The following is a 23,967-nucleotide window of genomic DNA, read 5'->3' as shown; positions in this document are numbered from 1 at the left end:
AGACGAACGGGAGGGGACGGATCGTTCCCTCCCGCCCCGTTTCTCATCGGATGTTCATCGGCCGGGGGCCGCCGGCGGCGGTCAGCGGTCCAGGGTGAGCACCAGCTCGTCGATCTCCTCGCCCCGCGCGGGCGCGTATCCCCTCTCCCGCGCGGAGACCGTGAAGCCGCAGTGCTCCAGCACCCGCCGCGAAGCGGCGTTGTCCGCGGCCGTACGCGCGTACAGCGGGCGCTCGGCCGTCTCCGCCAGCAGACCGCGCAGCGCGGCCGTGGCGATGCCCTTGCCCCAGTGGGCACGGTCCACCCAGTACGTCACCTCGCGCTCGCCCGGCTCCCCGTACACCGCCGCGTGGCCCACCACGTCGCCGTCGTACAGCACCGTGCGCACGACGATCTCCGGCGAGCTGCGGATCTTCACCCAGTGGGCGTCGAAGCGGTCCCGGTCGGCGGGGTCCTCGGGGGTGAAGGCCGCCATGCGCAGCGCCTCCGGGTCGTTGAGCTGCCGGTAGAAGACCGGCAGGTCGCTGTCGTGCACCGGCCGCAGGGCGATGTCCACGGGTCAGAGCCTCCGGGTGGCGAGGGTCAGCCGGTCGCGGGCGTCGAACAGGGCGTCCTTGACCATCTGCTCGTGCGCGGGCGTGAGCCGCGCCACCGGCACCGAGCAGCTGATCGCGTCCCGCGCGGGGGTGCGGTACGGGATCGCCACACCGAAGCAGCGCAGCCCCAGCGTGTTCTCCTCGCGGTCCACGGCGAAGCCCTGCTCCCGCACCAGGTGCAGCTCCTCGATGAGCTTCTCCCGGTCCGTGATGGTGTGCTCGGTCAGCGCGGGCAGCGTCTCCGGGAGCATCTTGCGCACCTGCTCGTCCGGGTACGTGCTCAGCAGCGCCTTGCCCAGCGACGTCGAGTGCGCGGGCAGCCGGCGGCCGACCCGGGTGAACGGGCGCAGGTAGTGCTGCGACTGGCGGGTGGCGAGGTAGACCACGTTGGTGCCGTCGAGCCGGGCGAGGTGGATGGTCTCCGTGGTGTCGTCGGAGAGCCGGTCCAGGGTGGGGCGGGCCGCCGCGACGACCTCGTCGCCGTCGATGTACGACGTGCCCACCAGCAGCGCCCGCACGCCGATGCCGTACCGCGTGCCCGTCGCGTCCGTCTCCACCCAGCCGAGGTCCACGAGGGTGCGCAGCAGCATGTAGAGGCTCGACTTGGGGTAACCGACGGCCTCCTGGACCGCCGCCAGGGAGTGCATGCCGGGGCGCCCGGCGAAGTATTCGAGCAGTTCAACGGTCCGCACCGCGGACTTGACCTGCGCCCCGCCGCCCGTCTCGCCAGCCGACATCGCCCTTGACCCCTTCGTTCGCCTGGAAATAGTCTCCAAAGTACATTCACCCACAGAGACAGTGTTCAGTATATCGAACAACCCTGTGGGGTGACGTACATACTGCGGCATTGCATGCGGCAATCAAGTGGAGGGACCCGCGGTGGCAGCAGCACCAGTCTGGAGTGTCGACCCCCGAACCGGGAAGCAGCGTGAACAGGTTGCGGTGGAGGCCACAGCCCAGGAGGTCGACGCCGCCGTCCGCGCCGCGCACGACGCGCGCGGCGCGCTGACGGACCGCACCGTCCGCGCGGCCTTCCTGCGCACGGCCGCCGACGAGCTCGAAGCGGCCAGGGACCAGCTCGTCGAGGCCGCCGACGCGGAGACCGCGCTCGGCCCGGTCCGGCTCACCGGGGAACTCGCCCGCACCTGCTACCAGCTGCGGGCCTTCGCCGGCATCGTCGAGGAGGGCGCGTTCCTCGACGTCGTCATCAACCACCCCGACGACACCGCGACCCCGCCCGTCCCGGACCTGCGCCGCTACAAGATCCCGCTGGGCGTCGTCGCCGTCTACTCGGCGTCCAACTTCCCCTTCGCCTTCTCCGTGGCCGGCGGCGACACCGCGAGCGCCCTCGCGGCCGGCTGCCCGGTCGTCGTCAAGGCCCACCCCGACCACCCCGGACTGTCCGAGCTGGTCGCCAAGGTCCTGCGCCGCGCCGCCGCCCGCCACGACCTCCCCGAGGGCGTGCTCGGCCTGGTGCACGGCTTCGAGGCCGGCGTCGAGCTCATCAAGCACCCGCTGGTCTCGGCGGCCGGCTTCACCGGCTCCGTCCGCGGGGGCCGCGCCCTCTTCGACGCGGCCGCCGCCCGGCCCGTCCCGATCCCCTTCCACGGCGAGCTGGGCTCCCTGAACCCGGTCGTCGTCACCGAGGCCGCCGCCGCCGAGCGCGGCGAGGCCATCGGCGCCGGGCTGGCCGGTTCGATGACGCTGGGCGTCGGCCAGTTCTGCGTGAAGCCGGGCCTCGTCCTCGCGCCGGCCGGCGCGGCCGGTGACGCGCTGGTCAAGTCCCTGACGGACGCCGTCAGCGACACCGACGCCGGCGTCCTGCTCGACCACCGCATGCGCGACAACTTCGTCGCCGGGGTCGCCGAGCGCGCCCAGCTCCCCGACGTCGAGTCCCCGGTGACCCCGGGCGCGGGCGGCGAGCACACCGTCAGCGCGGGCTTCCTCACCGTCCCGGCGAGCCGGCTGGCCCAGGAGGGCGAGCACGACCTGCTGCTCGAGGAGTGCTTCGGGCCGGTCACCGTCGTCGCCCGCTACGAGGACGACGCCGAGGTGCGCAGCGTGCTGTCGCGGCTGCCGGGCAACCTCACGGCGACCGTGCAGCTCTCCGCCGGGGAGGCGGCCGGGGAGGGCCGCGGGGCGGAGCTGGTGCGGGAGCTGACGCCGCTGGCCGGGCGGGTCCTGGTCAACGGCTGGCCGACGGGCGTCGCGGTCGCCCCGGCCCAGCACCACGGAGGGCCGTACCCGGCGACCACCTCCACCTCCACGTCGGTGGGCGGCACGGCCATCGAGCGGTGGCTGCGGCCGGTCGTCTACCAGGGGACGCCCGAGGCGCTGCTGCCCGCGGAACTCAAGGACGACAACCCGCTGGGGCTGCCCCGCAGGTTCAACGGCAGGCTGGAGCGCTGAGGCTCACCCCGCGCTCGGCTCCAGGCCCGCGTCGCGGGCCAGGAGCGCCGCCTGCACCCGGTTGTCGCAGTCGAGCTTGGTCAGGATGCGGCTGACGTACGTCTTCACCGTCGCCTCGCTCATGTGCAGGCGGGCGCCGGCGTCCGCGTTGGACAGGCCCTCGCCGAGCAGGGCCAGCACCTCGCGTTCGCGTGCCGTCAGCCCGGCCAGGCGGCGGCGCGCCTCCTCGCCGCGCACGGTGGCGGCGGGGGAGGCCAGGGAGTCCACCACGTGCCGGGTGGCGGCCGGGGACAGATAGGCGTCGCCGGCCGCCGCCGCGCGGACCGCGTGGATCAGTTCCTGCGGCGCGGAGTCCTTCAGCAGGAAGCCCGCGCTGCCGTGGCCGAGCGCCCGCAGGACGTTGTCGCGTTCCCCGAACGTGGTCAGGATCAGCACGCGCACCCCCGGCGCGGCGCGGCCCAGCTCGGCCAGCGCGGTCAGCCCGTCCATCACGGGCATCTGGATGTCCAGCAGGGCCACGTCGACCGCGGTGCTCCGGGCGGTCTCCACCGCCTCCCGGCCGTCCCGCGCCTCGGCGACGACGTCGATGTCGTCGGCCGAGGTGAGGATCATCCTGATGCCGGCCCTGATGAGCGGCTCGTCGTCGGCGACGAGGACCCGGATCACACGGCCTCCTGCGCGGTGTCGGTGGGACGGGCGGACGGTGGGGCCCGCCCATCATGCCCGATCCGGCCGCGGGCACGGCCACGGACGGCCGGTCACACCTCGTGCGGGTAGGACTCCTTGGCGGACAGCTTCCCGTCACGGAAGCAGAACCGGTAGACGATGTCGTCCTCGTCGTCCACGAAGTGCTCGCAGACGGCGTCCTCGGGCAGCGGCGGGCCGTCCTTCTCCACGCCGTCGGTGAGCAGCGAGCCGCCTTCCGGGAACTTCTTCCGCAGTTCCGCCTCGTCGTCGCCGACCCGGGCCGACTCGTACACGCTCGCCGGGATGAGGCCCTTCTCCACCTCGTCCATCAGTTTCCACACCCCCCACACCAGGAGGGCGCCGGCGCCCACGACGAGGACCACGGCGCTGAGGGCGCATCCCAGGGCGGTGTTCTTCTTGCTGCTCATGATGGTGGTGAACTCCTTCTGCGGATCGGCGTGTTCGACGTGGTCACCACCGTCGCCCGCGGAGCCCCCGCCGATCTGCCCCCGGAAGTCGTCGTCCGCGGCGACCGAAGTCGCGCCGTCCGGACGGGACCGCCGCTCGCCGTCGCCGTACGGCAGCACACCGGCGAGCCGGAAACCCCCGTCGGGGGTGGGGCCGGTGTGCACCATGCCGCCGACCAGCCGGGCCCGCTCCCGCAGCCCCGTCAGCCCCTGGCCGCCGCTGATCGCGGGCGGCCCGGCCGGCGCCCCGGCCGGCACCGGCCCGTTGGCCACCTCGACCACCAGGCTGTCCGGCTCGTAGCGCAGCGCCACGGTGATCGGGGCGCCCGGCGCGTGCTTGTGCGCGTTGGTCAGGCCCTCCTGGGCGATGCGGTACGCCGCGCGGTCGGCGGCGGGCGCGAGGGCCCGTTCGGTGCCGGACCGGCGCAGTTCCACCGTCGCGCCCGCGGCCCGTGACGACGCGACCAGCGTGTCGACGGAGGCCGCCGTACGGTCCGCCGAGGACCCGGCCCCCTCCTCCGGGCCGGGCACGGACGCCTCCACGCCGTCCCGCAGGATGCCCACCGCCTCACGCAGCTCCCGCATCGCCGACCTGGCGGCCTCCCGGAGGATGCCCACCCCTTCCCGCTGGCGGTCGTTCAGCTCCGGGTCCACCTCCAGGGCCCCGGTGTGCACGGCGATCAGGGCGAGCTGGTGGCCGAGGCTGTCGTGCATGTCCTGGGCGATGCGCTGCCGTTCCAGCAGCCGGGCCTGGCGCGCCACCATCGCCTGCTCGCGCACCAGTTGGGCGTTGTGCCGCCGCAGGGCGTCGAGCAGGGCGCGGCGCTGGGCGCGGTAGCGGGAGGCGAGCCCCGGCATGACCGCCAGCACCAGGAACGGGCTCCCGCCCAGCACGGCCGTCATCAGCGGCGACAGCCCGAGCCCGTCGTCGCCCACGGTGATGACGCCGAGGACGAGGTGGAGCACGAGCCCGGCCGCGTACGCGCCCAGTGCGCGCGCCGGACGCTCGATGCGGCCGCCCGCCGACCAGCCGGCGCAGACCAGCAGCGGAAACGTGCCGACGACCGCTCCGGCCAGCGCCGACGACACCATCAGCACCGTCGCCGGCAGGGCACGGCGGGCCAGGGACAGCACGGCGACGAACAGGGCCAGGGCACCGCCCCGCGCCACGGATCCGGTCTCCGTCGTGTGGAGGAGGCCCGCGATCCCGGAGAGCGTCACGGCGAGTACGGCCTCCCCGGCGATCCGTTTACGGGGCCAGGGGGAGGCGGCGGCGAGCCGGGAACGGAGCGGCAGGCCGGTGCGGGGTGTCTCTGCTACGTCCACGCGCAGACGATAGAGGGCCGCCCCCGGGCGCCCGCATCCCCCCTTCGGTGCGGTCCCGGACGACGAAAGTGGACTCCCGGCCGCCAAGAGGCTTGTCCTCTTTGGTCGTTGCCGGTGACGACTTACGGAGACTGCTCCGGGGCGGGGCACACGGCGACGATGGCTCCGCCGGACGCACACGGGCGACGGCGCGGGACCGAGAGCTTGGGGAGCGAAACGGTGGACAGCGTGAAACAGCGGACCGGCGGCTCGGGGAACGGAACGGCGGACGGCGTGCAGCGGTGGACCGGCGGACGTTTCACCGTCCGGCAGGAGATCGCCCTCACGACCGACCGGTACACCGTGAGCGAGCTGCTGCCGGACGGTTCCGACGGCAAGATCCTCGCCTTCGCCGAGCTGAAGCGGTTCTCGCTCAAGGAGGAGGTGACCTTCTACACCGACGGGTCCAGGACGCGGGTCTCCTTCACCGTCAAGGAGCGCAGCCTCTCCGACCTCGACGACGGCTATGACGTACGGGACGCGGAAGGCAACCCCATCGGCGCGTTCGAGAAGAAGACCTTCGCCTCCCTGCTGCGCTCGACGTGGGTGCTGGACCAGCCGGGTTCGCCCGCGGCCGTCGGACGGGAGCGCAACCGGTTCGTGGCCGTGCTCCGCCGCGTCTGGGACTTCCTGCCGGTGGACCTGGTGCCGTTCCTCTGGCCGTACCACTTCGACTTCGAGACGGACGGCAAGCCGGTGATGAAGGTCGACAAGAAGTTCGGGCCGCGCGACCGCTATGTGGTGGACGTGATCGCGCCCGGTCTGGACCCGCGCCTGGCCATCGCCCAGGCCGTGGCCCTGGACACGTTCCAGGACCGCTGACCGGGACCACCCCCGGGCTCCCGGCACCGGGCCCGGCCTGGAAGACTCCCGGCATGGACCTGGACATCCCCGAACTGCCCTTCTCCCTGCGCACCTACGGCCCCGACGGCCACTGGTCCCACGAGGACGGCGTCCTCACCGGATGGGCCGGGCCCCGGCAGGACCGTTTCGTGCCGCCCACCGGCGAGGCCCTGGATCCGGCCTCCGACGCGCCGCGTCTGCTGGGCGCGCCCGAGGGGGACTTCCAGCTGATCGCACGCGTCACCGTCGGGTTCGCCGGGGCCTTCGACGCCGGGGTGCTGTACGTCCATGTCGGTGAGCGGGCGTGGGCCAAGCTCTGTCTGGAGTACTCGCCGGACGTGCCCACCGTCTGCACGGTGGTCACCCGGGGGCACTCCGACGACGCCAACTCCTTCACCGTCGACGGCAGTTCCGTCTGGCTCCGGGTGAGCCGCACCGGGCGTGCCTTCGCCTTCCACGCCTCCCGGGACGGCGAGCGCTGGACCTTCGTCCGGCTCTTCACCCTCGGCGACGAGAAGGAGACCGGGGCCGCGCTGGTCGGCTTCATGACCCAGTCGCCGATGGGGGAGGGGTGCGTGGTGACGTACGACCACATCGAATACCGGCCCCACTGGCCGCGTGACCTGCGGGACGGAAGCTGAGGGAAGGGAATGAAGGCGGCTCGTTGAATGTTCACGTAGCCGCCGGAGGGAGTCTCCGTACCCGTACGAGCTGGAGTGCCGATCACGATGCGCGTCGAAATCTGGTCCGATATCGCCTGCCCCTGGTGCTATGTCGGAAAGGCCCGCTTCGAGAAGGCGCTGGCCGCCTTCCCGCACCGGGAGCAGGTCGAGGTCGTGCACCGTTCCTTCGAGCTGGACCCGGGCCGCGCCAAGGACGACGTCCAGCCGGTGCTCTCGATGCTCACCAGGAAGTACGGCATGAGCGAGGCGCAGGCCGAGGCCGGTGAGGACAACCTGGGTGCCCAGGCCGCCGCCGAGGGCCTGCCCTACCACACCCGGGGCCGCGACCACGGCAGCACCTTCGACATGCACCGCCTGCTGCACTTCGCCCGCGAGCGGGGCCGCCAGGTGGAGCTGCTCGACCTGCTGTACCGGGCGAACTTCGCCGAGGAGCGGTCCCTCTTCAACGACGACGAACGGCTCGTCGAGCTCGCCGTCGCCGCCGGCCTCGACACCGGCGCGGTGCGCGAGGTCCTCGCCGACCCGGAGGCGTACGCCGACGAGGTCCGCGCCGACGAGCGGGAGGCCGCGCAGCTCGGCGCGAACGGTGTGCCGTTCTTCGTGCTGGACCGCACGTACGGCGTCTCCGGCGCCCAGCCCGCCGAGGTGTTCACCCAGGCGCTGACCCGGGCCTGGGGCGATCGTCCGCCACTGACCCTGGTCGACGGCGACGCGGAGGCCTGCGGCCCGGACGGGTGCGCGGTGCCGCAGCAGTAGAACGCGCAGGTCAGCGCGTACACATAAGGGTTCCTTTGTGATATCGCGCAGAATTAAGCAATGGACGGGGAGATCCCGAGGCCGCACAGTGGTCCCGTGGAGACCTTCGAGAACCTCGTCCGTGCCGAGTTCACCCCGAAGAACACCTACCTGAACACCGCGAGCAGCGCCCTCCTGCCCGCCCGCACCGTGGCCGCGCTCCAGGACGCCGTACGGCTGCGCGCGGAGGGCCGTGCGCTGGATCCGCTCTTCGCCGACGTCGAGGCGTGCCGGGCCGCGTACGCCCGGCTGGCCGACGTCCCGGTCGAGCGGGTGGCGGCCGGGGCCACGGCCGCTCTGCACACCGCGCTGATCGCCGCCTCGCTGCCGCCCGGTGCCGAAGTCCTCACCGTCGAGGACGACTTCGCCTCCGTCCTCAACGCCTTCCACACCCGTGGCGACCTCAAGGTGCGGGCCGTGCCGCTGGAGCGGCTCGCCGACTCCGTCCGGCCCGGCACCGCGCTGGCCGCGGTCAGCGCGGTGCAGTCCGCCGACGGCCGGATCGCCGACCTCGCCGCGCTGCGCGAGGCCGCCCGGGACCACGGGGCCCGCACCTACGTCGACTTCTCCCAGGCGGCCGGCTGGCTGCCGGCGTGGGCCGACGCGTTCGACTACTCCGTCGCCATCGTCCACAAGTGGCTGCTCGGCCCGCACGGGGCGGCTTTCCTGGTGGTGCCCGAGGACCTCGGCGATCTGCCGTCGGTGCAGGCGAGCTGGGTCGCGGCGGAGAACCCCTGGGACAGCTGCTACGGACCGGTCGCCGAACTGGCCCGCTCCGCACGGCGGTTCGACTCCAGTCCCGCCCTGTTCACCTACGCGGGACTGCGCGCCTCCCTCGAACTGCTCGAGGAGATCGGCGTGGACACCGTCCGCGCCCACGACCTGGCCCTCGCCGACCGCTTCCGCGCGGGGCTCGCCGCCCTGGGCCACACGCCCGTGCCCGCACCCGGTTCACCGATCGTGTCCGTGCCCGGACTCGGGCACCTCCAGCCGGAGCTGGCCGAGGCGGGCATCGCGGTGTCGAACCGCGCGGGCCACCTGCGGGCGTCCTTCCACCTCTACAACACGGCCGCCGACGTGGACCGGCTGCTGGACGCGCTGTCCGGCTGACCCGGCGCCGGGCACACGGCAGCGGGCCGGTGCCTCCCTGTCCCACACGAGGAGGCCCGGCCCGCGGTCCTGCGGCGCGCCTACTTCACCGGGGTGAAGTCCCGAGCGCCGATGAACTCGGGCCGCCGGATCGGGGCCGCGAACGGCTCGACCGCCGTGTTCTCCACGCTGTTGAACACGATGAACACGTTGCTGCGCGGGAACGGCGTGATGTTGTCGCCGGAGCCGTGCATGGCGTTGCAGTCGAACCAGGTCGCCGAGCCGGCCTTGCCGGTGAACAGCCTGATGCCGTACTCCGACGCCATCCTCGTCAGCGCCTCGTCGGACGGCGTCCCCGCGTCCTGCATCTGCAGGGACTTCTTGTAGTTGTCCTTCGGCGTGGCCCCCGCGCATCCGAGGAACGTCTTGTGCGACCCCGGCATGATCATGAGACCGCCGTTGGTGTCGTAGTTCTCGGTGAGCGCGATCGAGACCGAGATGGTGCGCATGTTCGGCAGGCCGTCCTCGGCGTGCCAGGTCTCGAAGTCGGAGTGCCAGTAGAAGCCGCTGGCACCGAAGCCGGGCTTGACGTTGATGCGCGACTGGTGGACGTAGACGTCCGAGCCGAGGATCTGCCGGGCGCGCCCGACCACCCGCTCGTCGCGCACCAGCTTCGCGAAGACCTCGCTGATCCTGTGCACCTCGAACACGGACCGGATCTCCTGGGACTTCGGCTCCACGATGGAGCGTTCGTCCGCGCGGATCGCCGGGTCGGTGGTGAGCCGCTCCAGCTCGCGCCGGTACTCGCCGACCTCGTCCGGGCCGATGAGCTGGTCGACGGCGAGGAAGCCGTCGCGGTCCAGGGCCTCCAGGTCACCGGCGGAGACGGGACCGGGCGTGTCCGGGCCGCCCCACACCACCGGGTCCTGCCGGGGCGTCGCCACCTCGGTGGCGCCGCGGGTGGGGTAGAGGTCGGTGATGTTCGTGGTCGTGGTGGTCACGGTGACTCACACCTCCTCGGTGAGCAGCGGGTAGACGCCGTTCTCGTCGTGGTCCTCCCGTCCGGTCACGGGCGGGTTGAACACGCAGATGCAGTGGAAGTCCTCCTTGACCTTGAGCGTGTGCCGCTCGTGGCCGTTCAGGAGGTACATGGTGCCGGGGGTGATGTGGTACGTCTTCCCGGTCTCGCGGTCGGTCAGCTCGGCGTCGCCCTGAGTGCAGACGACGGCCTCGATGTGGTTCGCGTACCACATCGACGTCTCCGTACCCGCGTACAGGATCGTCTCGTGCAGGGAGAAGCCGACCTTCTCCTTGGCGAGGACGATGCGCTTGCTCTCCCAGGTGCCGGACGCCGATTTCACGTGCCGGTCGGTGCCTTCGAGCTCCTTGAACGAACGGACGATCACGGTGTTGCGATGCCTCCTCGGCTCGGTGGGTGTGTCAGGCGGTTTCCCGGACGGCGCGGGCGAGGGTCCTGAGGCCCTCGTCCAGCTCGTCCGGGGTGATGGTCAGCGCGGGGAGCAGCTTGACGACCTCGCTCTCGGGGCCGGACGTCTCGATGAGCAGCCCGAGTTCGAAGGCGCGCTTGGCGATGCGGCCCGCGCGGTCCTTGTCGTGGAACTCCATGCCCCACACCAGGCCGCGCCCGCGGGACTCCTTGACGTCGGCGGGGTTCTCCTCGGCGATGGCGATCAGCGCCTGCTCGACCTGCTCGCCGCGCGCACGGGTCTGCTTCTCCATCGCGGAGCCGTCGGCCCAGCGCAGCCACTCGGGCCGGGCGACGTTGATGCCGCCCTCGCCCTGCACGGTCTCGACGATCACGGCGGCGGGCTTGTTGAGGCCGGAGCCCTGGTCCTCCAGGAGCCGCTCGAACCACAGGAAGTCCTCGACCTTGCCGTCGAAGTAGTTGTCGAACGGCATCGGAGTGCCGTGCACCAGCGGGACGCCGGCGCCGGCCCGCTTGAAGGCGTTGCCGGTCACGGCGAGCGAGCCCAGCGACATGCCGTGGAAGGCGTTGGTGAACGACACGATCGCCTCGCGCCCCTTCACCTTCCGGGCCAGCTTCAGCGCGGACTCCACGGCGTTGGTGCCCGTCGGGCCCGGGAACATGACCTTGTACGGCAGGTCGCGCGGGCGCAGGACGTAGTTCTGGAAGGACTCCAGGAAGGCGCGCTTGGCCGTCGTCGACATGTCGAGGCCGTGGGTGACGCCGTCCCGCTCCAGGTAGTCGATCAGGGCCCGTTTCAGCACGGGGTTGTTGTGCCCGTAGTTGAGTGAGCCGGCTCCGGCGAAGAAGTCGAGGTACTCGTGGCCGTCCTCGTCGTACATGCGGCTGCCGTGCGCACGGTCGAAGACGGTGGGCCAGCCGCGGCAGTAGCTGCGTACCTCGGACTCGAGGGTCTCGAAGACACTGAGGTCGGGCTGGGTGATGGTCACGACGAATCGCTCCTCGGTGGCGTGGGAGGTCAGAGGGAGTCGGAAGAAGTCGGAGGATCGGGGGCCGGGCCGGGCGGTCAGCGGGTGAGCGGACCGATGCGGTACAGCACCTCGGGGTCGTGCGGCCCGTCGGGGAACTGGCCGGCGTCGAACAGCACCTCGCGCTCCAGCAGGGCGCCGTGACGCTCCGCGAACGCGGTGAACAGGCGCTCGGAGGCGGTGTTCCCCGGGGCGATGGTGGTCTCCACGGTGTCCACCGCGTGCTCACCGGCGGTCCGGGCGGCCAGTGCGTCGAGCATCGCCGCGGCGAGGCCGCGGCCGCGGTACGACGCGTCGACCGCGACCTGCCAGACGAGCAGGGTGCGCGGGCTGTCCGGCCGCAGGTATCCGCTGACGAAGCCGATCGGCTCTCCGTGCTCGTCGCGGGCGACGGCCGAGGTGGCGGCGAAGTCACGGCACCACAGCAGATAGCTGTACGACGAGTTCAGGTCGAGGACCTTCGAGTCCCTGGCTATCCGCCACAGCACGGCTCCGTCCGCCACGGTGGGGCGGTCGATTTGCAGGTCTGCTTGTGCGGCAGTCATGCGAATTGAACTTACCCAGGTAAATTCAAAAATACATCGCCTGTCGGGGTTACGTGCGCGCTCGATCTGTGTTATCGCGCGGGCGGGCGGGTCCGCGCGACAGGTCGGCAGGATGCCCCATTTTTCCCGGTACATAGGGCGCGAAGCGGACGCGATGTGGAACCGGTCACAACTGTGTAACTCCCGTGACGCCCCGCGGAATGCTCGCGAAATCGTGGCGTTTAAGGTCGTTGAAACCGGGCAGAAGAATACGGGAAGATGCCCCGAAAGGTCATCGGGAAATAGGGCCGAGAATGCTTGGGGAGGGATTTCCATAATCCCACGGAATTCACGGACCGGTCACCCCGTCGATACGCCCCCGCCGCCCCTTCCCGTCCCGAACCCGGGGGTGCTGCCCCCGGACCCCCGCTCCTCAAACTCCCCCAGAGGGGGTACCCCCAGAGGGGGTACCCCCAGAGGGGCTGAGTTTCAGCCTGTCCGGCGCTTGAGGACGAGGCCCGAAGGGCCGAAAGGGGGTCTGGGGCGCAGTCCTCAGGGACGATGGGGGTCCCCCGCTCGAGCGAAGCCGAGAGTGGGGGAGGGAAGGGGCGGCGGGGGCGAAGAAGAACGAACGGCCCCGGCCCGGGCTCAGCGCCAGGCCTTCTCGGCCGCGCTCAGCGCCGCCGGCAGGTCCACGACCGCACCCGCCTCCGCCAGTGCGGTTCCCAGTCCCGTCAGACACGCCCGCACCGCACCCGGCGTCGCCTCGGGACCGTAGTGGTTGACCCTGATCATCTCCTGGGCGAGCGCGCCCCCGCCCGCGGCCAGCGGAAGCGCCGGGTCGACGGCCAGGGCGCGGGCCACCAGCTCCGACGCCACCGTGCCGGACGGCGCCCGCAGGGTCGTGGCGACCGGCGCCGCCTGAGCCGCGTCACGCACGTACGGCTCGAGACCTCCGCCCAGCGCGACCGCCCCCGCCCGCGTCGCCGCCGCGGCGGCCGCGTGCCGCGCCGTCACCGCGGCCGGCCCCGCCGCCTCGATCCGCTCCACGCACGCCTCGAGCGCCAGCATCTCCAGCTGCGCCGGAGCGTGCGGCAGCGCCTTGCGGCCGCCGCCGATCCAGCGTTCCTTCCAGTCCAGCAGCGACAGGTACGAGCGGCGCGGCGCCCGCGGGTTCGCCGCCATCCGCGCCCACGCCCGCTCGCTCACCGACACCGCCGACACCCCGGCCGGGCCGCCCATCGCCTTCTGCGCCCCGATCACGCACAGGTCCACGCCCCACGCGTCCGGCAGCACCGGCTCCGCCCCGATCGACGCCACCGCGTCCAGGTAGAACAGCGCCCCGTGCGCCCGCACCACCTCGCCGATCTCCGCGACCGGGTTGGTGTTCCCGGTCGCCGCCTCCGCGTGCACCAGGGACACGAAGTCGATCTCCGGGTGCTCCGCGAAGGCGGCCCGGACCTGCTCGGCCGTCACCGCCGTGTGGAACGGCACCGCCAGATCGATCACGGTGGCGCCGCAGTCCCGCAGCCAGTCGCCGAAGGTCTGCCCGTAGGGGCCGGTGATGACGTTCAGCGCGGTCGTGCCGGGACCGGCCGTCGCGCGGATCGCGCCCTCCAGCGGCAGCAGCGCCTCACCCTGCATGATCACGACGTCCTGCCCGGTGCCCAGCAGCCGTGCCACCCGGTCCTCGATCGAGGCGAAGCGCGCGGCGTCCAGCGGGGGCAGATCGAGGAGGAGGTGGGTCACGGCGGTGCTCTCTTTACTTCACGACTGCGCGGGTACGTACGACGGAGTCGAGGGTAAACCTTCGCCCGGGATGCGGACCGACCACAGGGTTCTCAGGCCGGACGCCCTCGCGACCATCGGTTTGGTTTGAGGCCCTCAAACCTCTCCTTATAATCGGAACTCACAGTTCCCTGACAGGAGGCTCCCGTGAAGACGCTCCTCGGCCGCCGGACCCGTGTGCTGGCCGCCACCACCGCGACGGCCGGGCTGGTCCTCCTGTCCGCCTGCACCTCCAGCGACGACGGAGGCAGCGGCTCGAAGACCGCCGCCGGCGGGGTCGAGGTCGTCAAGGCGGGACAGCTCACCACCTGCACCCATCTCCCGTACCCGCCCTTCCAGTCGGAGATCGACGGCAAGGTGCAGGGCTTCGACGTCGCGCTGATCGACCTGGTCGCCGAGGACCTGGGCGTGAAGCAGGAGATCCTCGACACGCCCTTCGAGAACTTCAAGACCGGTGCCTTCCTCAACTCCGGCGAGTGCGACCTGGCCGCGGCCGGCATGACCATCACCGAGGAGCGGAAGAAGAACGTCGACTTCTCCGACCCGTACTTCAACGCCACCCAGGCCGTCCTCGTCGACAAGGACAGCGGGGTCACCTCCCTCGCCGACGTGAAGGCGAAGAACGTCAAGCTCGGCGCGCAGGCGCAGACCACCGGCGAGGACTACGTCAAGGGGCAGGGCTTCGACCCGGTCTCCTTCGAGTCCTCCGACGCCGTCCTCAACGGCCTGCGCACCGGCCAGGTCAAGGCCGTCGTCATCGACTACCCCGTCGTCCAGGGCTGGCTGAAGGACAAGGCCAACGCCGACGCCTTCACGGTCGCCGAGCAGATCGACACCGGCGAGGAGTACGGCTTCACGGTGAAGAAGGGCAACACCAAGCTGCGCGAGGCCGTGAACAAGGCCCTCGCGGACGCCAAGGCCGACGGCACGTACAAGAAGCTGTACGAGCAGTGGATCGGCCCGTACGACGAGTCCGCCGCCTCGCCGGCCGCGTCCTGATCCCATGGCCGACACGGAGAAGCCCGACCTCCAGCCGAAGAGGAAGGGCCTGACGCGGCGCCAGAAGCGCAGCCTGTCGCGCGGCATCCAGTACGCCGTGTTCGTCGCGGCCGTGATCGCCTTCGCGGTCACGGCCGACTGGGGACGGCTGCAGAACCAGTTCGCGCAGGCCGACATCGGCGAGCGGATGTTCCCCGAGGTCATCACGCTGGCGCTGAAGAACACCGTGCTCTACACGGTCACCGGCTTCGCCGTCGGGCTCGCCCTCGGCATGGTGATCGCGCTGATGCGGCTGTCGTCCGTCGGCCCGTACCGCTGGCTGGCCGGCGTCTACATCGAGATCTTCCGGGGTCTGCCCGCCCTGCTGATCTTCATCTTCATCGGCGTCGCCGTGCCGCTCGCCTTCCCCGGCACGGAGATCGTCGGCGGTACGTACGGCAAGGTCGCCCTCGCGCTCGGCCTGGTGGCCGCCGCCTACATGGCGGAGACGATCCGGGCCGGCATCCAGGCGGTGCCCAAGGGGCAGATGGAGGCGGCCCGTTCGCTGGGCTTCTCGCCCGCCCGCGCCATGGTCTCCATCATCATCCCGCAGGCCTTCCGCATCATCCTGCCGCCGCTCACCAACGAACTCGTCCTGCTCTTCAAGGACTCCTCGCTGGTGCTGTTCCTCGGCGTCACCCTGGAGGAGCGCGAACTCTCCAAGTACGGCCGCGACCTGGCCAGCCAGACCGCCAACTCCACCCCCATCCTGGTGGCCGGCCTGTGCTACCTGCTGATCACCGTCCCGCTCGGCTTCGTCGTGCGCCGCATGGAGGCCAAGGCCCAGGAGGCCGTGAAATGAGCACGAGCCGACCGGAGATCCGCGTCAGCGGTCTGCACAAGTCCTTCGGCGACAACCAGGTGCTGCGCGGCATCGACCTGGAGATCGGCCAGGGCGAGGTCGTCTGCGTCATCGGCCCGTCCGGGTCGGGCAAGTCGACCCTGCTGCGGTGCGTGAACCTCCTGGAGGAGCCCAGCAAGGGGCAGGTCTTCGTCGGCGGGACGGAACTCACCGACCCGGACGTCGACATCGACGCCGTACGCCGCCGCATCGGCATGGTCTTCCAGCAGTTCAACCTCTTCCCGCACCTCACGGTGACGGAGAACCTCACGCTGCCACAGCGCAGGGTGCTGCGCCGGGGCAAGGCCGAGGCGGCGAAGGTGGCCGCGGAGAACCTGGGGCGCGTCGGCCTCGCCGAGAAGGCGGACGCCTACCCGTCCTCCCTCTCCGGCGGCCAGCAGCAGCGCGTCGCCATCGCCCGCGCGCTGGCCATGGGCCCCGAGGTGATGCTGTTCGACGAGCCGACCTCGGCGCTCGACCCCGAACTGGTCGGTGACGTCCTCGCGGTCATGCGGATGCTCGCCGACGAGGGCATGACGATGATGGTCGTCACCCACGAGATGACCTTCGCCCGCGAGGTCGCCGACCGGGTCGTCTTCATGGACGGCGGAGTGATCGTCGAGGACGGCACCCCCGAGGAGGTCATCGGCCGGCCCCGGCACGAACGCACCCGCCACTTCCTCTCCCGCCTCCTCGACCCCGCCATGGCGGACGTCGAGGAGGAGACCTCCGACCAGGTGGGCAAGTCCGGGTAGCGGGTCATTAGGGTGCGGTGCATGAGCGAACGCGCGGTGCTGCACGTGAAGGGGCGGATCCTCGTCGGCCCGGACGAGGTCCGTGACGAACTGTGGGTCGTCGGCGGGCGGATCTCCTACGACCGTCCCGCCGGCGCCCGCGACGTCCGCACCGTCACCGGCTGGGCGCTGCCCGGCCTGGTCGACGCCCACTGCCACGTGGGCCTCGACCGGCACGGCGCGGTCCCCGCGGACGTCGCCGAGAAGCAGGCGCTCACCGACCGCGACGCCGGCGCCCTGCTGCTGCGCGACGCGGGCTCGCCCTCCGACACCCGCTGGACCGACGACCGCGACGACCTCCCGAAGATCATCCGGGCCGGGCGGCACATCGCCCGCACCCGCCGCTACATCCGCAACTACGCCTGGGAGGTCGAACCCGACGACCTCGTCGCGTACGTCGCCCAGGAGGCGCGGCGCGGCGACGGCTGGGTGAAGCTGGTGGGCGACTGGATCGACCGCGACCTGGGCGACCTGTCGGCCTGCTGGCCGCGCGGCGCGGTCGAGGCGGCGATCGCCGAGGCGCACCGGCTGGGCGCCCGCGTCACCGCGCACTGCTTCGCCGAGGACTCCCTGCGGGACCTGGTCGAGGCCGGCATCGACTGCGTCGAGCACGCCACGGGCCTGACCGACGACACCATTCCGCTCTTCGCCGAACGGGGCGTCGCGATCGTCCCGACCCTCGTCAACATCGCCACCTTTCCCGCGCTCGCCGACGGCGGCGAGTCCAAATTCCCCCGTTGGTCGGCCCATATGCGCCGGCTCCACGCGCGCCGCTACGACACCGTGCGCTCCGCGTACGACGCCAGCGTCCCCGTGTTCGTCGGTACGGACGCCGGCGGCACCCTCCCGCACGGCCTGGCGGCGGACGAGGTCGCGGAGCTGGCCAAGGCCGGGATTCCGCCGGTCGAGGCGCTGGCCGCCGGGACCTGGGCGGCCCGCGCGTGGCTGGGCCGTCCCGGCCTGGAGGAGGGCGCGCCGGCGGACCTGGTGGTCTACGGCTCGGACCCGCGCGCGGACGTCCGCGTGCTGAAGGCTCCGCGCCGGGTGGTGCTGAACGGGCGCGTGGTCGGGTGACGGCGGCCCGGCGGGGGACCGAGGGTTTCCTCGCCCCCGCCGCCCTTACCCGTCCCATCCCGGGGGCGCTGCCCCCGGACCCCCGCTCCTCAAACTCCCCCAGAGGGGGTACCCCCAGAGGGGCTGACTTTTAGCCCCTCCGGCGTTTGAGGAGCGGGGTCTGGGGCGGAGCCCCAGTTTCGGGACGGGAAGGGGCGGCGGGGGCGGATCAAACTGTCCTCAGAGCCTCCCCCAGCGCGCCCAGGAACCCGTCCGCCGTCCCCCGTCCCCGCACCGCCACCCGCAGCCACTCCTCGTCCAGCCCCGGAAACGTGTCCCCGCGCCGCACCGCGTAACCGAGCGCCCGCAGCCGCCGCCGTACCGCCGCCGCCCCCGGCAGCCGGACCAGGACGAAGGGCCCCTCCGCGGGTTCCACGACCCGCAGACCGCGGCCGGCGAACTCCCGCAGCCTCGCGACCAGATACGCACGGTCCACCGCGACACGACGGGCCGCGTCGGCCGCCTCCGCGAGGCCCCGCGCCCCCACGCACGCCTCCGCCGCCGCCAGCGCCGGCGTGGACACCGGCCACAGCGGCTGCGCCCGCTCCAGTTCCGCGACGGTCTCCGGAGCCGCCAGGACGTAACCGATCCGCAGCCCCGCCAGCCCCCACGTCTTGGTGAGGCTGCGCAGGACGACGAGACCGGGCACGTCCGTCCGCCCGGCCAGCGCCTCGCGCTCGCCCGGCACCGCGTCCATGAACGCCTCGTCCACCACCAGCGTCCGCCCCGGCCGGGCGAGCCGGGCGACCGCCCCGGCCGGGTGCAGCACCGACGTCGGGTTCGTCGGGTTGCCGATCACCACCAGGTCCGCGTCCTCCGGCACCGCCGCCGGGTCCAGCCGGAACCCGTCCGCCGCCCGCAGCAGCACCCGGCCGACCGTGTGCCCGGCGTCCCGCAGTGCCGCCTCCGGCTCCGTGAACTGCGGATGCACCACCACCGGGCGGCGCACCTCCAGCGCCCGCGCCAGCAGCACGAACGCCTCCGCCGCCCCGGCCGTCAGCAGCACCCGCTCCACCGGCAGCCCGTGCCGCGCCGCCACCGCCGCCCGCGCGGCCCGCCCGTCCGGGTAGGCGGCCAGCCCCGACAGCGACCCGGCGATGTGCTCCCGCAGCCACCCCGGAGGCGTGTCCGCGCGGACGTTCACCGCGAGGTCGACCAGCGCGGAGCCGTCGTCGCGGACCTCGGCGTCCCCGTGGTGCCGCAGATCGTGCCCGCCGGCCGCCGGCTCAGTGCGCATGGGAGTGCGCGTGCCCGTGGCCGTGTCCGTGATGGTGGTGGCCGTCGTCGTCCGGGTGGAAGTGCGGCTGCTGCGGCTGCCCCACCTTGTCCTCGAAGCCCGGCAGCGCGATCCGGTACACGCACGAGTCGCAGTTCATCCGCAGATCGCCCCGCACGGCCTCCTCGTACCGCTCCCACACCAGATCCAGCAGCTCCGGTTCGGGTCCGATGACGTCCGCCGACCGCACCTCGGTCTCCGGGTGTGCCGCCGCCCACTCCTCGGTCTGCCGCCGCACCCGGTCCGGCAGGATCCCGGTGAACAGGAAGTACGGCAGCACCACGACCCTGCGCGCCCCCAGCCGCGCACAGCGCTCCAGCCCGGCCGGCACGTCCGGCGCCGCCAGCGACACGAACGCCGTCTCCACACCGGCGTACCCGCGACCCTCCCACAGCAGCCGCGCCGCCTTGAACACCTCGGCGTTGGCGTCCGGGTCCGTCGAACCGCGCCCCACCAGGAGCACCGTCACCTCGGCCGGGTCCCAGTCCCTGAGCACCTCCGCCAGCCGCCGCTCCAGCACGCTCAGCAGCGCGGGGTGCGGGCCCAGCGGACGGCCGTAGGTGTACGAGATCCCGGGGTGCCGTTCCTTCTCACGGGCCAGCGCCGCCGGGATGTCCCCCTTGGCGTGCCCGGCGGACACCAGCATCAGCGGCACGGCGGCGAACCGCCGCGCCCCCCGCTCCACCAGCTCGGCGACGGCCTCGCCCAGCGGCGGCGGGGACAGCTCGATGAAGCCGCCCGCGACGGGCAGTCCGGGGTGGCGGAGCCCCAGCTCCCGTACGAAGTCGCGGAACGCCTCCGCTCCGGCGTCGTCCCGGGTGCCGTGGCCGGCGATGAGCAGGGCGGGCGGCGGGGTGGTCACAGGTTCTCCTCAGGTGAGATCGGGTGGTACAGCAGGGCGTTGAGCGCGGCGGCGGCGACCGCCGACCCGCCCTTCTCGGACACGTTGCTCACGGCGGGCAGCCCGCTCTCCCGCAACGCGGCCTTGGACTCGGCCGCCCCGACGAAACCGACGGGCAGCCCGATGACGAGCGCGGGGGAGGCGTCCAGGATCAGCAGTTCCTCCAGGGCGGTCGGCGCACAGCCGATCACCCACAGGGCGCCGGGCCCGACCTCCTCGTACGCCAGCCGCACGGCGTGCGCCGAACGCGTCAGCCCCGGCCCGGACCTCGCGTCCTTCAGCCGGCACACGGTCTCCCGCCGGGTGATCCCGGCCGCGACCATCTCCACGTCCGCCACGACCGGCGCCCCGGCGTGCAGCGCGGCGTGCGCCTTCGTCAACTCGCCCTCGTCCATGACGAGATCGGACGCGTACTCCAGGTCGGCCGCGGAATGAATGACCCGCTCCACCACCGCCCGGGTCAGCGGCGGGAAGCGCGAGGTGTCGAGGCGGGCGCGCAGCCGCCGGAAGGACTCCTGCTCGATGGGGTGCACCACACGGTTCACCGTGCCTCCTCCTGCCAGCGGTAGCCGCGCGGGGTGACCATGCGCCCCGCGATCTCACGGGTCGCCGTGTTGCCCACGGTCACGACCGTCATCATGTCGACCGTCGCCGGGTCCAGTCCGGCCAGCGTGGTCAGCCGGCTCGACTCGTCCGCGCGGGACGCGTTGCGCACCACCCCGACCGGCGTGGCCGGCTCCCGGTGCTCCGCGAGGATCGCGAGCGCCTTCGGCAGCTGCCAGTCACGGCCCCGGCTGCGCGGGTTGTAGAACGTCACCACGAGGTCCGCCTCGGCCGCCGCCCGCACCCGCCGCTCGATGACCTCCCACGGCGTGTGCAGGTCGGACAGGCTGATCGACACGTGGTCGTGGCCCAGCGGCGCCCCCAGGACCGCCCCGGCCGCCAGCGCCGCCGTCACGCCCGGCACCCCGACCACGTCGATGTCGTCGGACGCCTCCGCGAGCGCCGGGGACGCCATGGCGTACACCCCGGCGTCCCCGCTGCCGATCAGCGCGACCGCCCGCCCGCGCCGGGCCTCGGCGACGGCCGTCCGGGCCCGCTCCTCCTCCGCCCCGAGACCGGACTCCAGCACCCGCGTGCCCGGCCGCAGCAGATCGCGGATCTGGTCGACGTACTGGTCGAGCCCCACCAGCACGGAGGCGCGCCGCAGTTCGGCCTTCGCCCGCGGGGTGAGCAGGTCCCGGGCCCCCGGCCCCAGCCCCACCACCGCGAGCCGCCCGCGCCCCGGCCGCCGTACGACGGCACAGGTCGCCATCGCGGGCCGGGCCGCCGACTTCCGCTTCGGCACGAGGAGTTCGCCCCCGCCCGCCAGCGCGGCGGCCTCCGCGACCGAGGGGGTGCCGACGGCGGCGAGCGGCGCGTCCGACGGGTTGGGCACCTCGACGCGCGCCAGTTCCTCGGCCGCGTACGTCACCAGCGGCACCCCGAGCCGCCGCGCCGCCTCCACGATGCCGGGCTCGCCGGCCTTGGCGTCCACGGTGGCCAGCGCGGCGACCGACGCCGCCGACAGCCCGGCCCCGCGCAGGGCGTCCTCGACCAGGCCGAGCACCTCGTCCACGGGGGCGCTCTTCGAGGCGCCGACGCCGACGACGAGGGTCGGCGGCCGCAGCACCGCCTCCCGCTCGCCCGGCTCGACCAGCCGGTCCGTGACCCGGATCGTGTACGCGCCCTCGTCCGCGACCGGGAGCGGCGGCAGCGGCCAGGCCACCTCGGCGCGCAGCGCCACCGCCTCGCCGTCCAGCAGGGCCCGCGACACGGCGGCGACGTTCCCCTCCACCGGCAGCCCGAGGGTGTCCAGACCCGGCAGACCGGCCGCGTCGGTCGCCGTCGTCACCACCGGCTCGGCGCCCAGCACCTCGCCGACCGCGCGGGCCAGCTCGTTCGCCCCGCCGCCGTGCCCGCCGACCAGCGACACCGCGAACCGTCCGCCCTCGTCGACGCAGACGACACCCGGATCGCTCGCCTTGCCGCCCAGCAGCGGCGCCACCAGCCGCACCACGGCCCCCGTGGCGAGGAAGCACACGAGCTGCTCGCACTCGGCGAACGCGGCCCGTACGGCGTCCGGCACGGGACCCTCGTACACGCGTGTACGGTCCGGCCACACGGCGGCCAGCCGGTCCCGCGCGGCCGCTCCGGCGGCGGTGGCGGAGATGAGGCCGATCACTCGTCGACTCCTTCGTTGTGCGCCGGGAGCCTGACGCCCCACAGCAGGAAAACAGGATTGGTCGCCGCGAGCCGGGTCACGTCCCCGGGCAGCGGCGCGAGCCTCGACGACTGCACCAGCACGCCGTCGCAGGAGAAACCGGCGTCCGTCAGCGCCGCACGGGCCGCCGGCACCCGGTCGAGCGCGGCCATGGCGACGACGACCGTCCGCCGGGCCCGCCGCGCGCACGCCGTGACGACCGCCGGCAGCTCCCGCCCGCCCCCGCCGACGAACACCGCGTCGGGTTCCTCGCCGAGACCGGCCAGCACGTCCGGCGCCGCCCCGTGCACCACGCGCACGTCGACCCCGTGCGCGGCGGCGTTGGCGCGGATCCGCGCCACCCCGTCCGCCGCCTTCTCGACGGCGGTGACGGCGGCCCCGAGCCGCGCGCACTCCACGGCCACGGACCCCGACCCCGCGCCGACGTCCCACATCAGCTCACCGGGGCGCGGCCCGAGCCGGGCCAGGGCCAGGGCCCGCACCTCGAACTTGGTGATCATGGAGTCGCGGTGGTCGAACTCCGCCTCGTCCAGCGCCCAGCCGGCGGGCCGCCCCGCCCCGCCCGCGACGGTCCGTACGGGCCCCAGCGCCCGCGCCTCGTCCAGGCACAGCACCACGCTCACCGCCGCACCCCAGTCCCGCACGGCGGCCTCGGCGGGCGTCACCCGCTCCACCCGCTCCTCGGCGGAACCCAGAGCGGAGGCGACGACCAGCACCCGCCCGGTGTCCCGCAGCGCCGCCCCCAGCTCGGCCGGACCGGCCCCGGGGCCCGTCAGCACGGCGACCTTCGGATGCGCCCGGCACAGATGCACCGCCGTCCGCGGATCCCGCCCGTGCGCGCTCACCACCACGGCGTCGTCCCACGTCAGCCCGGTCCGCGCGAACGCGGCGGCGACGGAGGAGACACCGGGCCGCACATCGAGCCGCTCCGGCCCGAACCGCTCGGCCAGCGCCCGCACGATCCCGAAGAACCCGGGGTCCCCGGAGGCCAGCACCACGACCGGCCGTTCCTCGGCGAGGTACTTCTCCACGGTGTCGAGCGCGGGCGCCAGCGGCCCGAGCACGACCCGCTCGGCCCCTTCCGGCAGCCGTACGGCGTCCAGGTGCCGCCGCCCGCCGACGACCAGCTCCGCCCCCGCCGCCACCTCGGCGTCGACCGTCGCCCCGGCCCCCATCCCGACCACGGTGATCATGTGCTCGCACCCCGCGAACGCAACGCCCGCCGCGCCTCCGGATCGGCCTTGCGGAAGCCGTGGAAGTGACCCGGGTGGTACAGGTGCGAGCGGGTGCCGTGCGCGTCGAGCGCCGGACCGACCAGGAACAGCGTGTGCTTCCACAGCTTGTGCTCCTTGACCGTCTCCTCCAGCGTGCCGATCGTGCACTTCACGACCAGCTCCTCCGGCCAGGTCGCCTGGTAGGCGACGACGACCGGTGTGGACGTCGGATAGCCGCCCTCCAGCAGCTCCCGCACCAGCTGCCCGCTGCGGGCGGCCGACAGGAAGACCGCCATGGTGGTGCCGTGCCGCGCGAACTCGCGGACCTCCTCACCCGGCGGCATCGGCGTCTTGCCGCCGCCGAGCCGGGTCAGCACCACGGACTGCGCCACCTCGGGGATGGTCAGCTCGCGCTGCGCGAGCGCCGCGACGGCCGAGAAGGACGACACCCCGGGCACGACCTCCGTCGCGATGCCGAGCTCCGCGCACCGGTCGACCTGCTCCTGCGTCCCGCCCCACAGCGCGGGGTCGCCCGAATGGATCCGCGCGACCCTCAGCCCCTCCGCGCGGGCCCGCTCGTAGACGGCCACGACGTCCTCCAGGGACATCGTCGCCGAGTCGAGGATCTCCGCGCCCTCCCGGGCGTGCTGGAGGACCTCCTCCTGCACCAGGCTGGCGGCCCAGATCACGACATCGGCCTCGGCGATGGCGCGGGCGGCGCGGAACGTCAGCAGATCGGCGGCGCCGGGCCCGGCCCCGACGAAGGTCACCTTGCCGGTGGGGGCGTCGGCCATGGAAATCGGTCCT

The 23,967-nt window shown here is 73.0% G+C and carries 24 protein-coding genes; 9 read left to right on the top strand and 15 right to left on the bottom strand.

Annotated elements, in window-relative coordinates:
• Window positions 1-81: 81 nt before the first annotated feature.
• Both IH50_RS0107310 and IH50_RS0107305 read right to left on the bottom strand, forming a co-directional pair.
• Entirely contained in the window at window positions 82-555 is a 474-nt protein-coding gene (locus IH50_RS0107310; RefSeq protein ID WP_030858565.1) for a GNAT family N-acetyltransferase, read from the bottom strand.
• Between the two features lie 3 nt (window positions 556-558).
• Window positions 559-1,332 carry an IclR family transcriptional regulator gene (locus IH50_RS0107305; RefSeq protein WP_030224445.1) on the bottom strand — a complete coding sequence of 258 codons (774 nt, stop codon included), beginning with the start codon at window positions 1,330-1,332 and terminating at the stop codon, window positions 559-561.
• Between the two features lie 142 nt (window positions 1,333-1,474).
• Here IH50_RS0107305 and IH50_RS0107300 point away from each other — a divergent pair, with 142 nt between their 5' ends.
• Window positions 1,475-3,004 (top strand): aldehyde dehydrogenase (NADP(+)), encoded by a 1,530-nt coding sequence (locus IH50_RS0107300; protein WP_078913886.1) that lies wholly within the window; start codon window positions 1,475-1,477, stop codon window positions 3,002-3,004.
• Between the two features lie 3 nt (window positions 3,005-3,007).
• Here IH50_RS0107300 and IH50_RS0107295 read toward each other — a convergent pair whose 3' ends face one another.
• Both IH50_RS0107295 and IH50_RS0107290 read right to left on the bottom strand, forming a co-directional pair.
• Complete coding sequence (locus IH50_RS0107295; protein ID WP_030858561.1) at window positions 3,008-3,670, bottom strand: response regulator transcription factor; 663 nt, start codon at window positions 3,668-3,670, stop codon at window positions 3,008-3,010.
• Between the two features lie 92 nt (window positions 3,671-3,762).
• Window positions 3,763-5,484 carry a sensor histidine kinase gene (locus IH50_RS0107290; RefSeq protein ID WP_030858559.1) on the bottom strand — a complete coding sequence of 574 codons (1,722 nt, stop codon included), beginning with the start codon at window positions 5,482-5,484 and terminating at the stop codon, window positions 3,763-3,765.
• A 228-nt stretch (window positions 5,485-5,712) separates the two neighbouring features.
• Between IH50_RS0107290 and IH50_RS0107285 the strand changes: the two genes are divergently transcribed.
• From IH50_RS0107285 to IH50_RS0107270, 4 genes are all read left to right on the top strand, one after another.
• Window positions 5,713-6,345 carry a hypothetical protein gene (locus tag IH50_RS0107285; protein WP_234328107.1) on the top strand — a complete coding sequence of 211 codons (633 nt, stop codon included), beginning with the start codon at window positions 5,713-5,715 and terminating at the stop codon, window positions 6,343-6,345.
• A gap of 53 nt (window positions 6,346-6,398) precedes the next feature.
• Window positions 6,399-7,007 carry a DUF1349 domain-containing protein gene (locus IH50_RS0107280; protein ID WP_030858555.1) on the top strand — a complete coding sequence of 203 codons (609 nt, stop codon included), beginning with the start codon at window positions 6,399-6,401 and terminating at the stop codon, window positions 7,005-7,007.
• Between the two features lie 87 nt (window positions 7,008-7,094).
• A complete protein-coding gene (locus tag IH50_RS0107275; RefSeq protein WP_030858553.1) occupies window positions 7,095-7,805 on the top strand; it encodes a DsbA family oxidoreductase in 711 nt (236 codons plus the stop codon).
• Between the two features lie 96 nt (window positions 7,806-7,901).
• Entirely contained in the window at window positions 7,902-8,954 is a 1,053-nt protein-coding gene (locus tag IH50_RS0107270; RefSeq protein WP_030858552.1) for an aminotransferase class V-fold PLP-dependent enzyme, read from the top strand.
• Window positions 8,955-9,034: 80 nt separating this feature from the next.
• On the opposite strand, the gene thpD is transcribed toward IH50_RS0107270, so the two are convergent.
• The 5 genes from thpD to IH50_RS0107245 form a co-directional block, all read right to left on the bottom strand.
• Window positions 9,035-9,934 carry an ectoine hydroxylase gene (gene thpD / locus IH50_RS0107265; RefSeq protein WP_030858549.1) on the bottom strand — a complete coding sequence of 300 codons (900 nt, stop codon included), beginning with the start codon at window positions 9,932-9,934 and terminating at the stop codon, window positions 9,035-9,037.
• Window positions 9,935-9,940: 6 nt separating this feature from the next.
• Window positions 9,941-10,339, bottom strand: coding sequence for an ectoine synthase (locus IH50_RS0107260; RefSeq protein WP_030858547.1), 399 nt, complete (start codon window positions 10,337-10,339; stop codon window positions 9,941-9,943).
• 34 nt (window positions 10,340-10,373) lie between these two features.
• Entirely contained in the window at window positions 10,374-11,369 is a 996-nt protein-coding gene (locus IH50_RS0107255) for an aminotransferase class III-fold pyridoxal phosphate-dependent enzyme (protein ID WP_030858545.1), read from the bottom strand.
• 77 nt (window positions 11,370-11,446) lie between these two features.
• Window positions 11,447-11,953, bottom strand: a complete 507-nt coding sequence (ectA, locus tag IH50_RS0107250; protein ID WP_030858543.1) for a diaminobutyrate acetyltransferase — start codon at window positions 11,951-11,953, stop codon at window positions 11,447-11,449.
• A 627-nt stretch (window positions 11,954-12,580) separates the two neighbouring features.
• A complete protein-coding gene (locus IH50_RS0107245) occupies window positions 12,581-13,681 on the bottom strand; it encodes a pyridoxal-phosphate-dependent aminotransferase family protein (RefSeq protein WP_030858542.1) in 1,101 nt (366 codons plus the stop codon).
• 186 nt (window positions 13,682-13,867) lie between these two features.
• Here IH50_RS0107245 and IH50_RS0107240 point away from each other — a divergent pair, with 186 nt between their 5' ends.
• Genes IH50_RS0107240 through IH50_RS0107225 form a run of 4 tightly spaced genes read left to right on the top strand, consistent with a single transcriptional unit; the run spans window position 13,868 to window position 17,467 of the window.
• Window positions 13,868-14,719 (top strand): transporter substrate-binding domain-containing protein, encoded by an 852-nt coding sequence (locus tag IH50_RS0107240; RefSeq protein WP_030858541.1) that lies wholly within the window; start codon window positions 13,868-13,870, stop codon window positions 14,717-14,719.
• A gap of 4 nt (window positions 14,720-14,723) precedes the next feature.
• Window positions 14,724-15,560: an amino acid ABC transporter permease gene (locus IH50_RS0107235; protein ID WP_030858537.1), complete on the top strand. Its 837-nt coding sequence runs from the start codon at window positions 14,724-14,726 to the stop codon at window positions 15,558-15,560.
• Window positions 15,557-16,354, top strand: a complete 798-nt coding sequence (locus tag IH50_RS0107230) for an amino acid ABC transporter ATP-binding protein (RefSeq protein ID WP_030858534.1) — start codon at window positions 15,557-15,559, stop codon at window positions 16,352-16,354. Before IH50_RS0107235 ends, IH50_RS0107230 begins: the two co-directional genes overlap by 4 nt.
• Before the next feature lie 21 nt (window positions 16,355-16,375).
• On the top strand, window positions 16,376-17,467 hold the full coding sequence (locus IH50_RS0107225; protein ID WP_030858532.1) for an amidohydrolase family protein: 1,092 nt from the start codon (window positions 16,376-16,378) through the stop codon (window positions 17,465-17,467).
• A gap of 208 nt (window positions 17,468-17,675) precedes the next feature.
• Here IH50_RS0107225 and cobC read toward each other — a convergent pair whose 3' ends face one another.
• The 6 genes from cobC to cobM are packed head-to-tail and all read right to left on the bottom strand — an operon-like array spanning window position 17,676 to window position 23,954.
• The gene (gene cobC, locus IH50_RS0107220; RefSeq protein ID WP_030858530.1) at window positions 17,676-18,743 is read right to left on the bottom strand and encodes an Rv2231c family pyridoxal phosphate-dependent protein CobC; all 1,068 of its coding nucleotides are present in this window, start codon (window positions 18,741-18,743) and stop codon (window positions 17,676-17,678) included.
• Window positions 18,733-19,644 carry a sirohydrochlorin chelatase gene (locus IH50_RS0107215; RefSeq protein WP_030858528.1) on the bottom strand — a complete coding sequence of 304 codons (912 nt, stop codon included), beginning with the start codon at window positions 19,642-19,644 and terminating at the stop codon, window positions 18,733-18,735. Before IH50_RS0107215 ends, cobC begins: the two co-directional genes overlap by 11 nt.
• Window positions 19,641-20,228: a precorrin-8X methylmutase gene (locus IH50_RS0107210; RefSeq protein WP_030858526.1), complete on the bottom strand. Its 588-nt coding sequence runs from the start codon at window positions 20,226-20,228 to the stop codon at window positions 19,641-19,643. Before IH50_RS0107210 ends, IH50_RS0107215 begins: the two co-directional genes overlap by 4 nt.
• The gene (gene cobJ, locus IH50_RS0107205) at window positions 20,225-21,907 is read right to left on the bottom strand and encodes a precorrin-3B C(17)-methyltransferase (RefSeq protein ID WP_030858524.1); all 1,683 of its coding nucleotides are present in this window, start codon (window positions 21,905-21,907) and stop codon (window positions 20,225-20,227) included. Before cobJ ends, IH50_RS0107210 begins: the two co-directional genes overlap by 4 nt.
• On the bottom strand, window positions 21,904-23,139 hold the full coding sequence (locus IH50_RS0107200) for a bifunctional cobalt-precorrin-7 (C(5))-methyltransferase/cobalt-precorrin-6B (C(15))-methyltransferase (RefSeq protein ID WP_030858522.1): 1,236 nt from the start codon (window positions 23,137-23,139) through the stop codon (window positions 21,904-21,906). Before IH50_RS0107200 ends, cobJ begins: the two co-directional genes overlap by 4 nt.
• On the bottom strand, window positions 23,136-23,954 hold the full coding sequence (gene cobM, locus IH50_RS0107195) for a precorrin-4 C(11)-methyltransferase (RefSeq protein WP_030858520.1): 819 nt from the start codon (window positions 23,952-23,954) through the stop codon (window positions 23,136-23,138). Before cobM ends, IH50_RS0107200 begins: the two co-directional genes overlap by 4 nt.
• Window positions 23,955-23,967 lie beyond the last annotated feature (13 nt).

The organism is Streptomyces sp. NRRL S-37, assembly GCF_000721605.1.
Taxonomy (GTDB): domain Bacteria; phylum Actinomycetota; class Actinomycetes; order Streptomycetales; family Streptomycetaceae; genus Streptomyces.
The sequence above is the reverse complement of the archived record's forward strand: the minus strand, read 5'-3'. Positions and strand labels throughout refer to the sequence as shown.

Excerpts from the sequence above, each read along its gene's own strand:
- IH50_RS0107275 (WP_030858553.1), top strand. The coding sequence starts at position 7,095 with ATGCGCGTCGAAATCTGGTCCGATATCGCCTGCCCCTGGTGCTATGTC.
- IH50_RS0107225 (WP_030858532.1), top strand. The coding sequence starts at position 16,376 with ATGAGCGAACGCGCGGTGCTGCACGTGAAGGGGCGGATCCTCGTCGGC.
- IH50_RS0107200 (WP_030858522.1), bottom strand. The coding sequence starts at position 23,139 with ATGATCACCGTGGTCGGGATGGGGGCCGGGGCGACGGTCGACGCCGAG.
- cobC (WP_030858530.1), bottom strand. The coding sequence starts at position 18,743 with ATGCGCACTGAGCCGGCGGCCGGCGGGCACGATCTGCGGCACCACGGG.
- IH50_RS0107230 (WP_030858534.1), top strand. The coding sequence starts at position 15,557 with ATGAGCACGAGCCGACCGGAGATCCGCGTCAGCGGTCTGCACAAGTCC.
- IH50_RS0107305 (WP_030224445.1), bottom strand. The coding sequence starts at position 1,332 with ATGTCGGCTGGCGAGACGGGCGGCGGGGCGCAGGTCAAGTCCGCGGTG.
- cobM (WP_030858520.1), bottom strand. The coding sequence starts at position 23,954 with ATGGCCGACGCCCCCACCGGCAAGGTGACCTTCGTCGGGGCCGGGCCC.
- ectA (WP_030858543.1), bottom strand. The coding sequence starts at position 11,953 with ATGACTGCCGCACAAGCAGACCTGCAAATCGACCGCCCCACCGTGGCG.
- IH50_RS0107280 (WP_030858555.1), top strand. The coding sequence starts at position 6,399 with ATGGACCTGGACATCCCCGAACTGCCCTTCTCCCTGCGCACCTACGGC.
- IH50_RS0107235 (WP_030858537.1), top strand. The coding sequence starts at position 14,724 with ATGGCCGACACGGAGAAGCCCGACCTCCAGCCGAAGAGGAAGGGCCTG.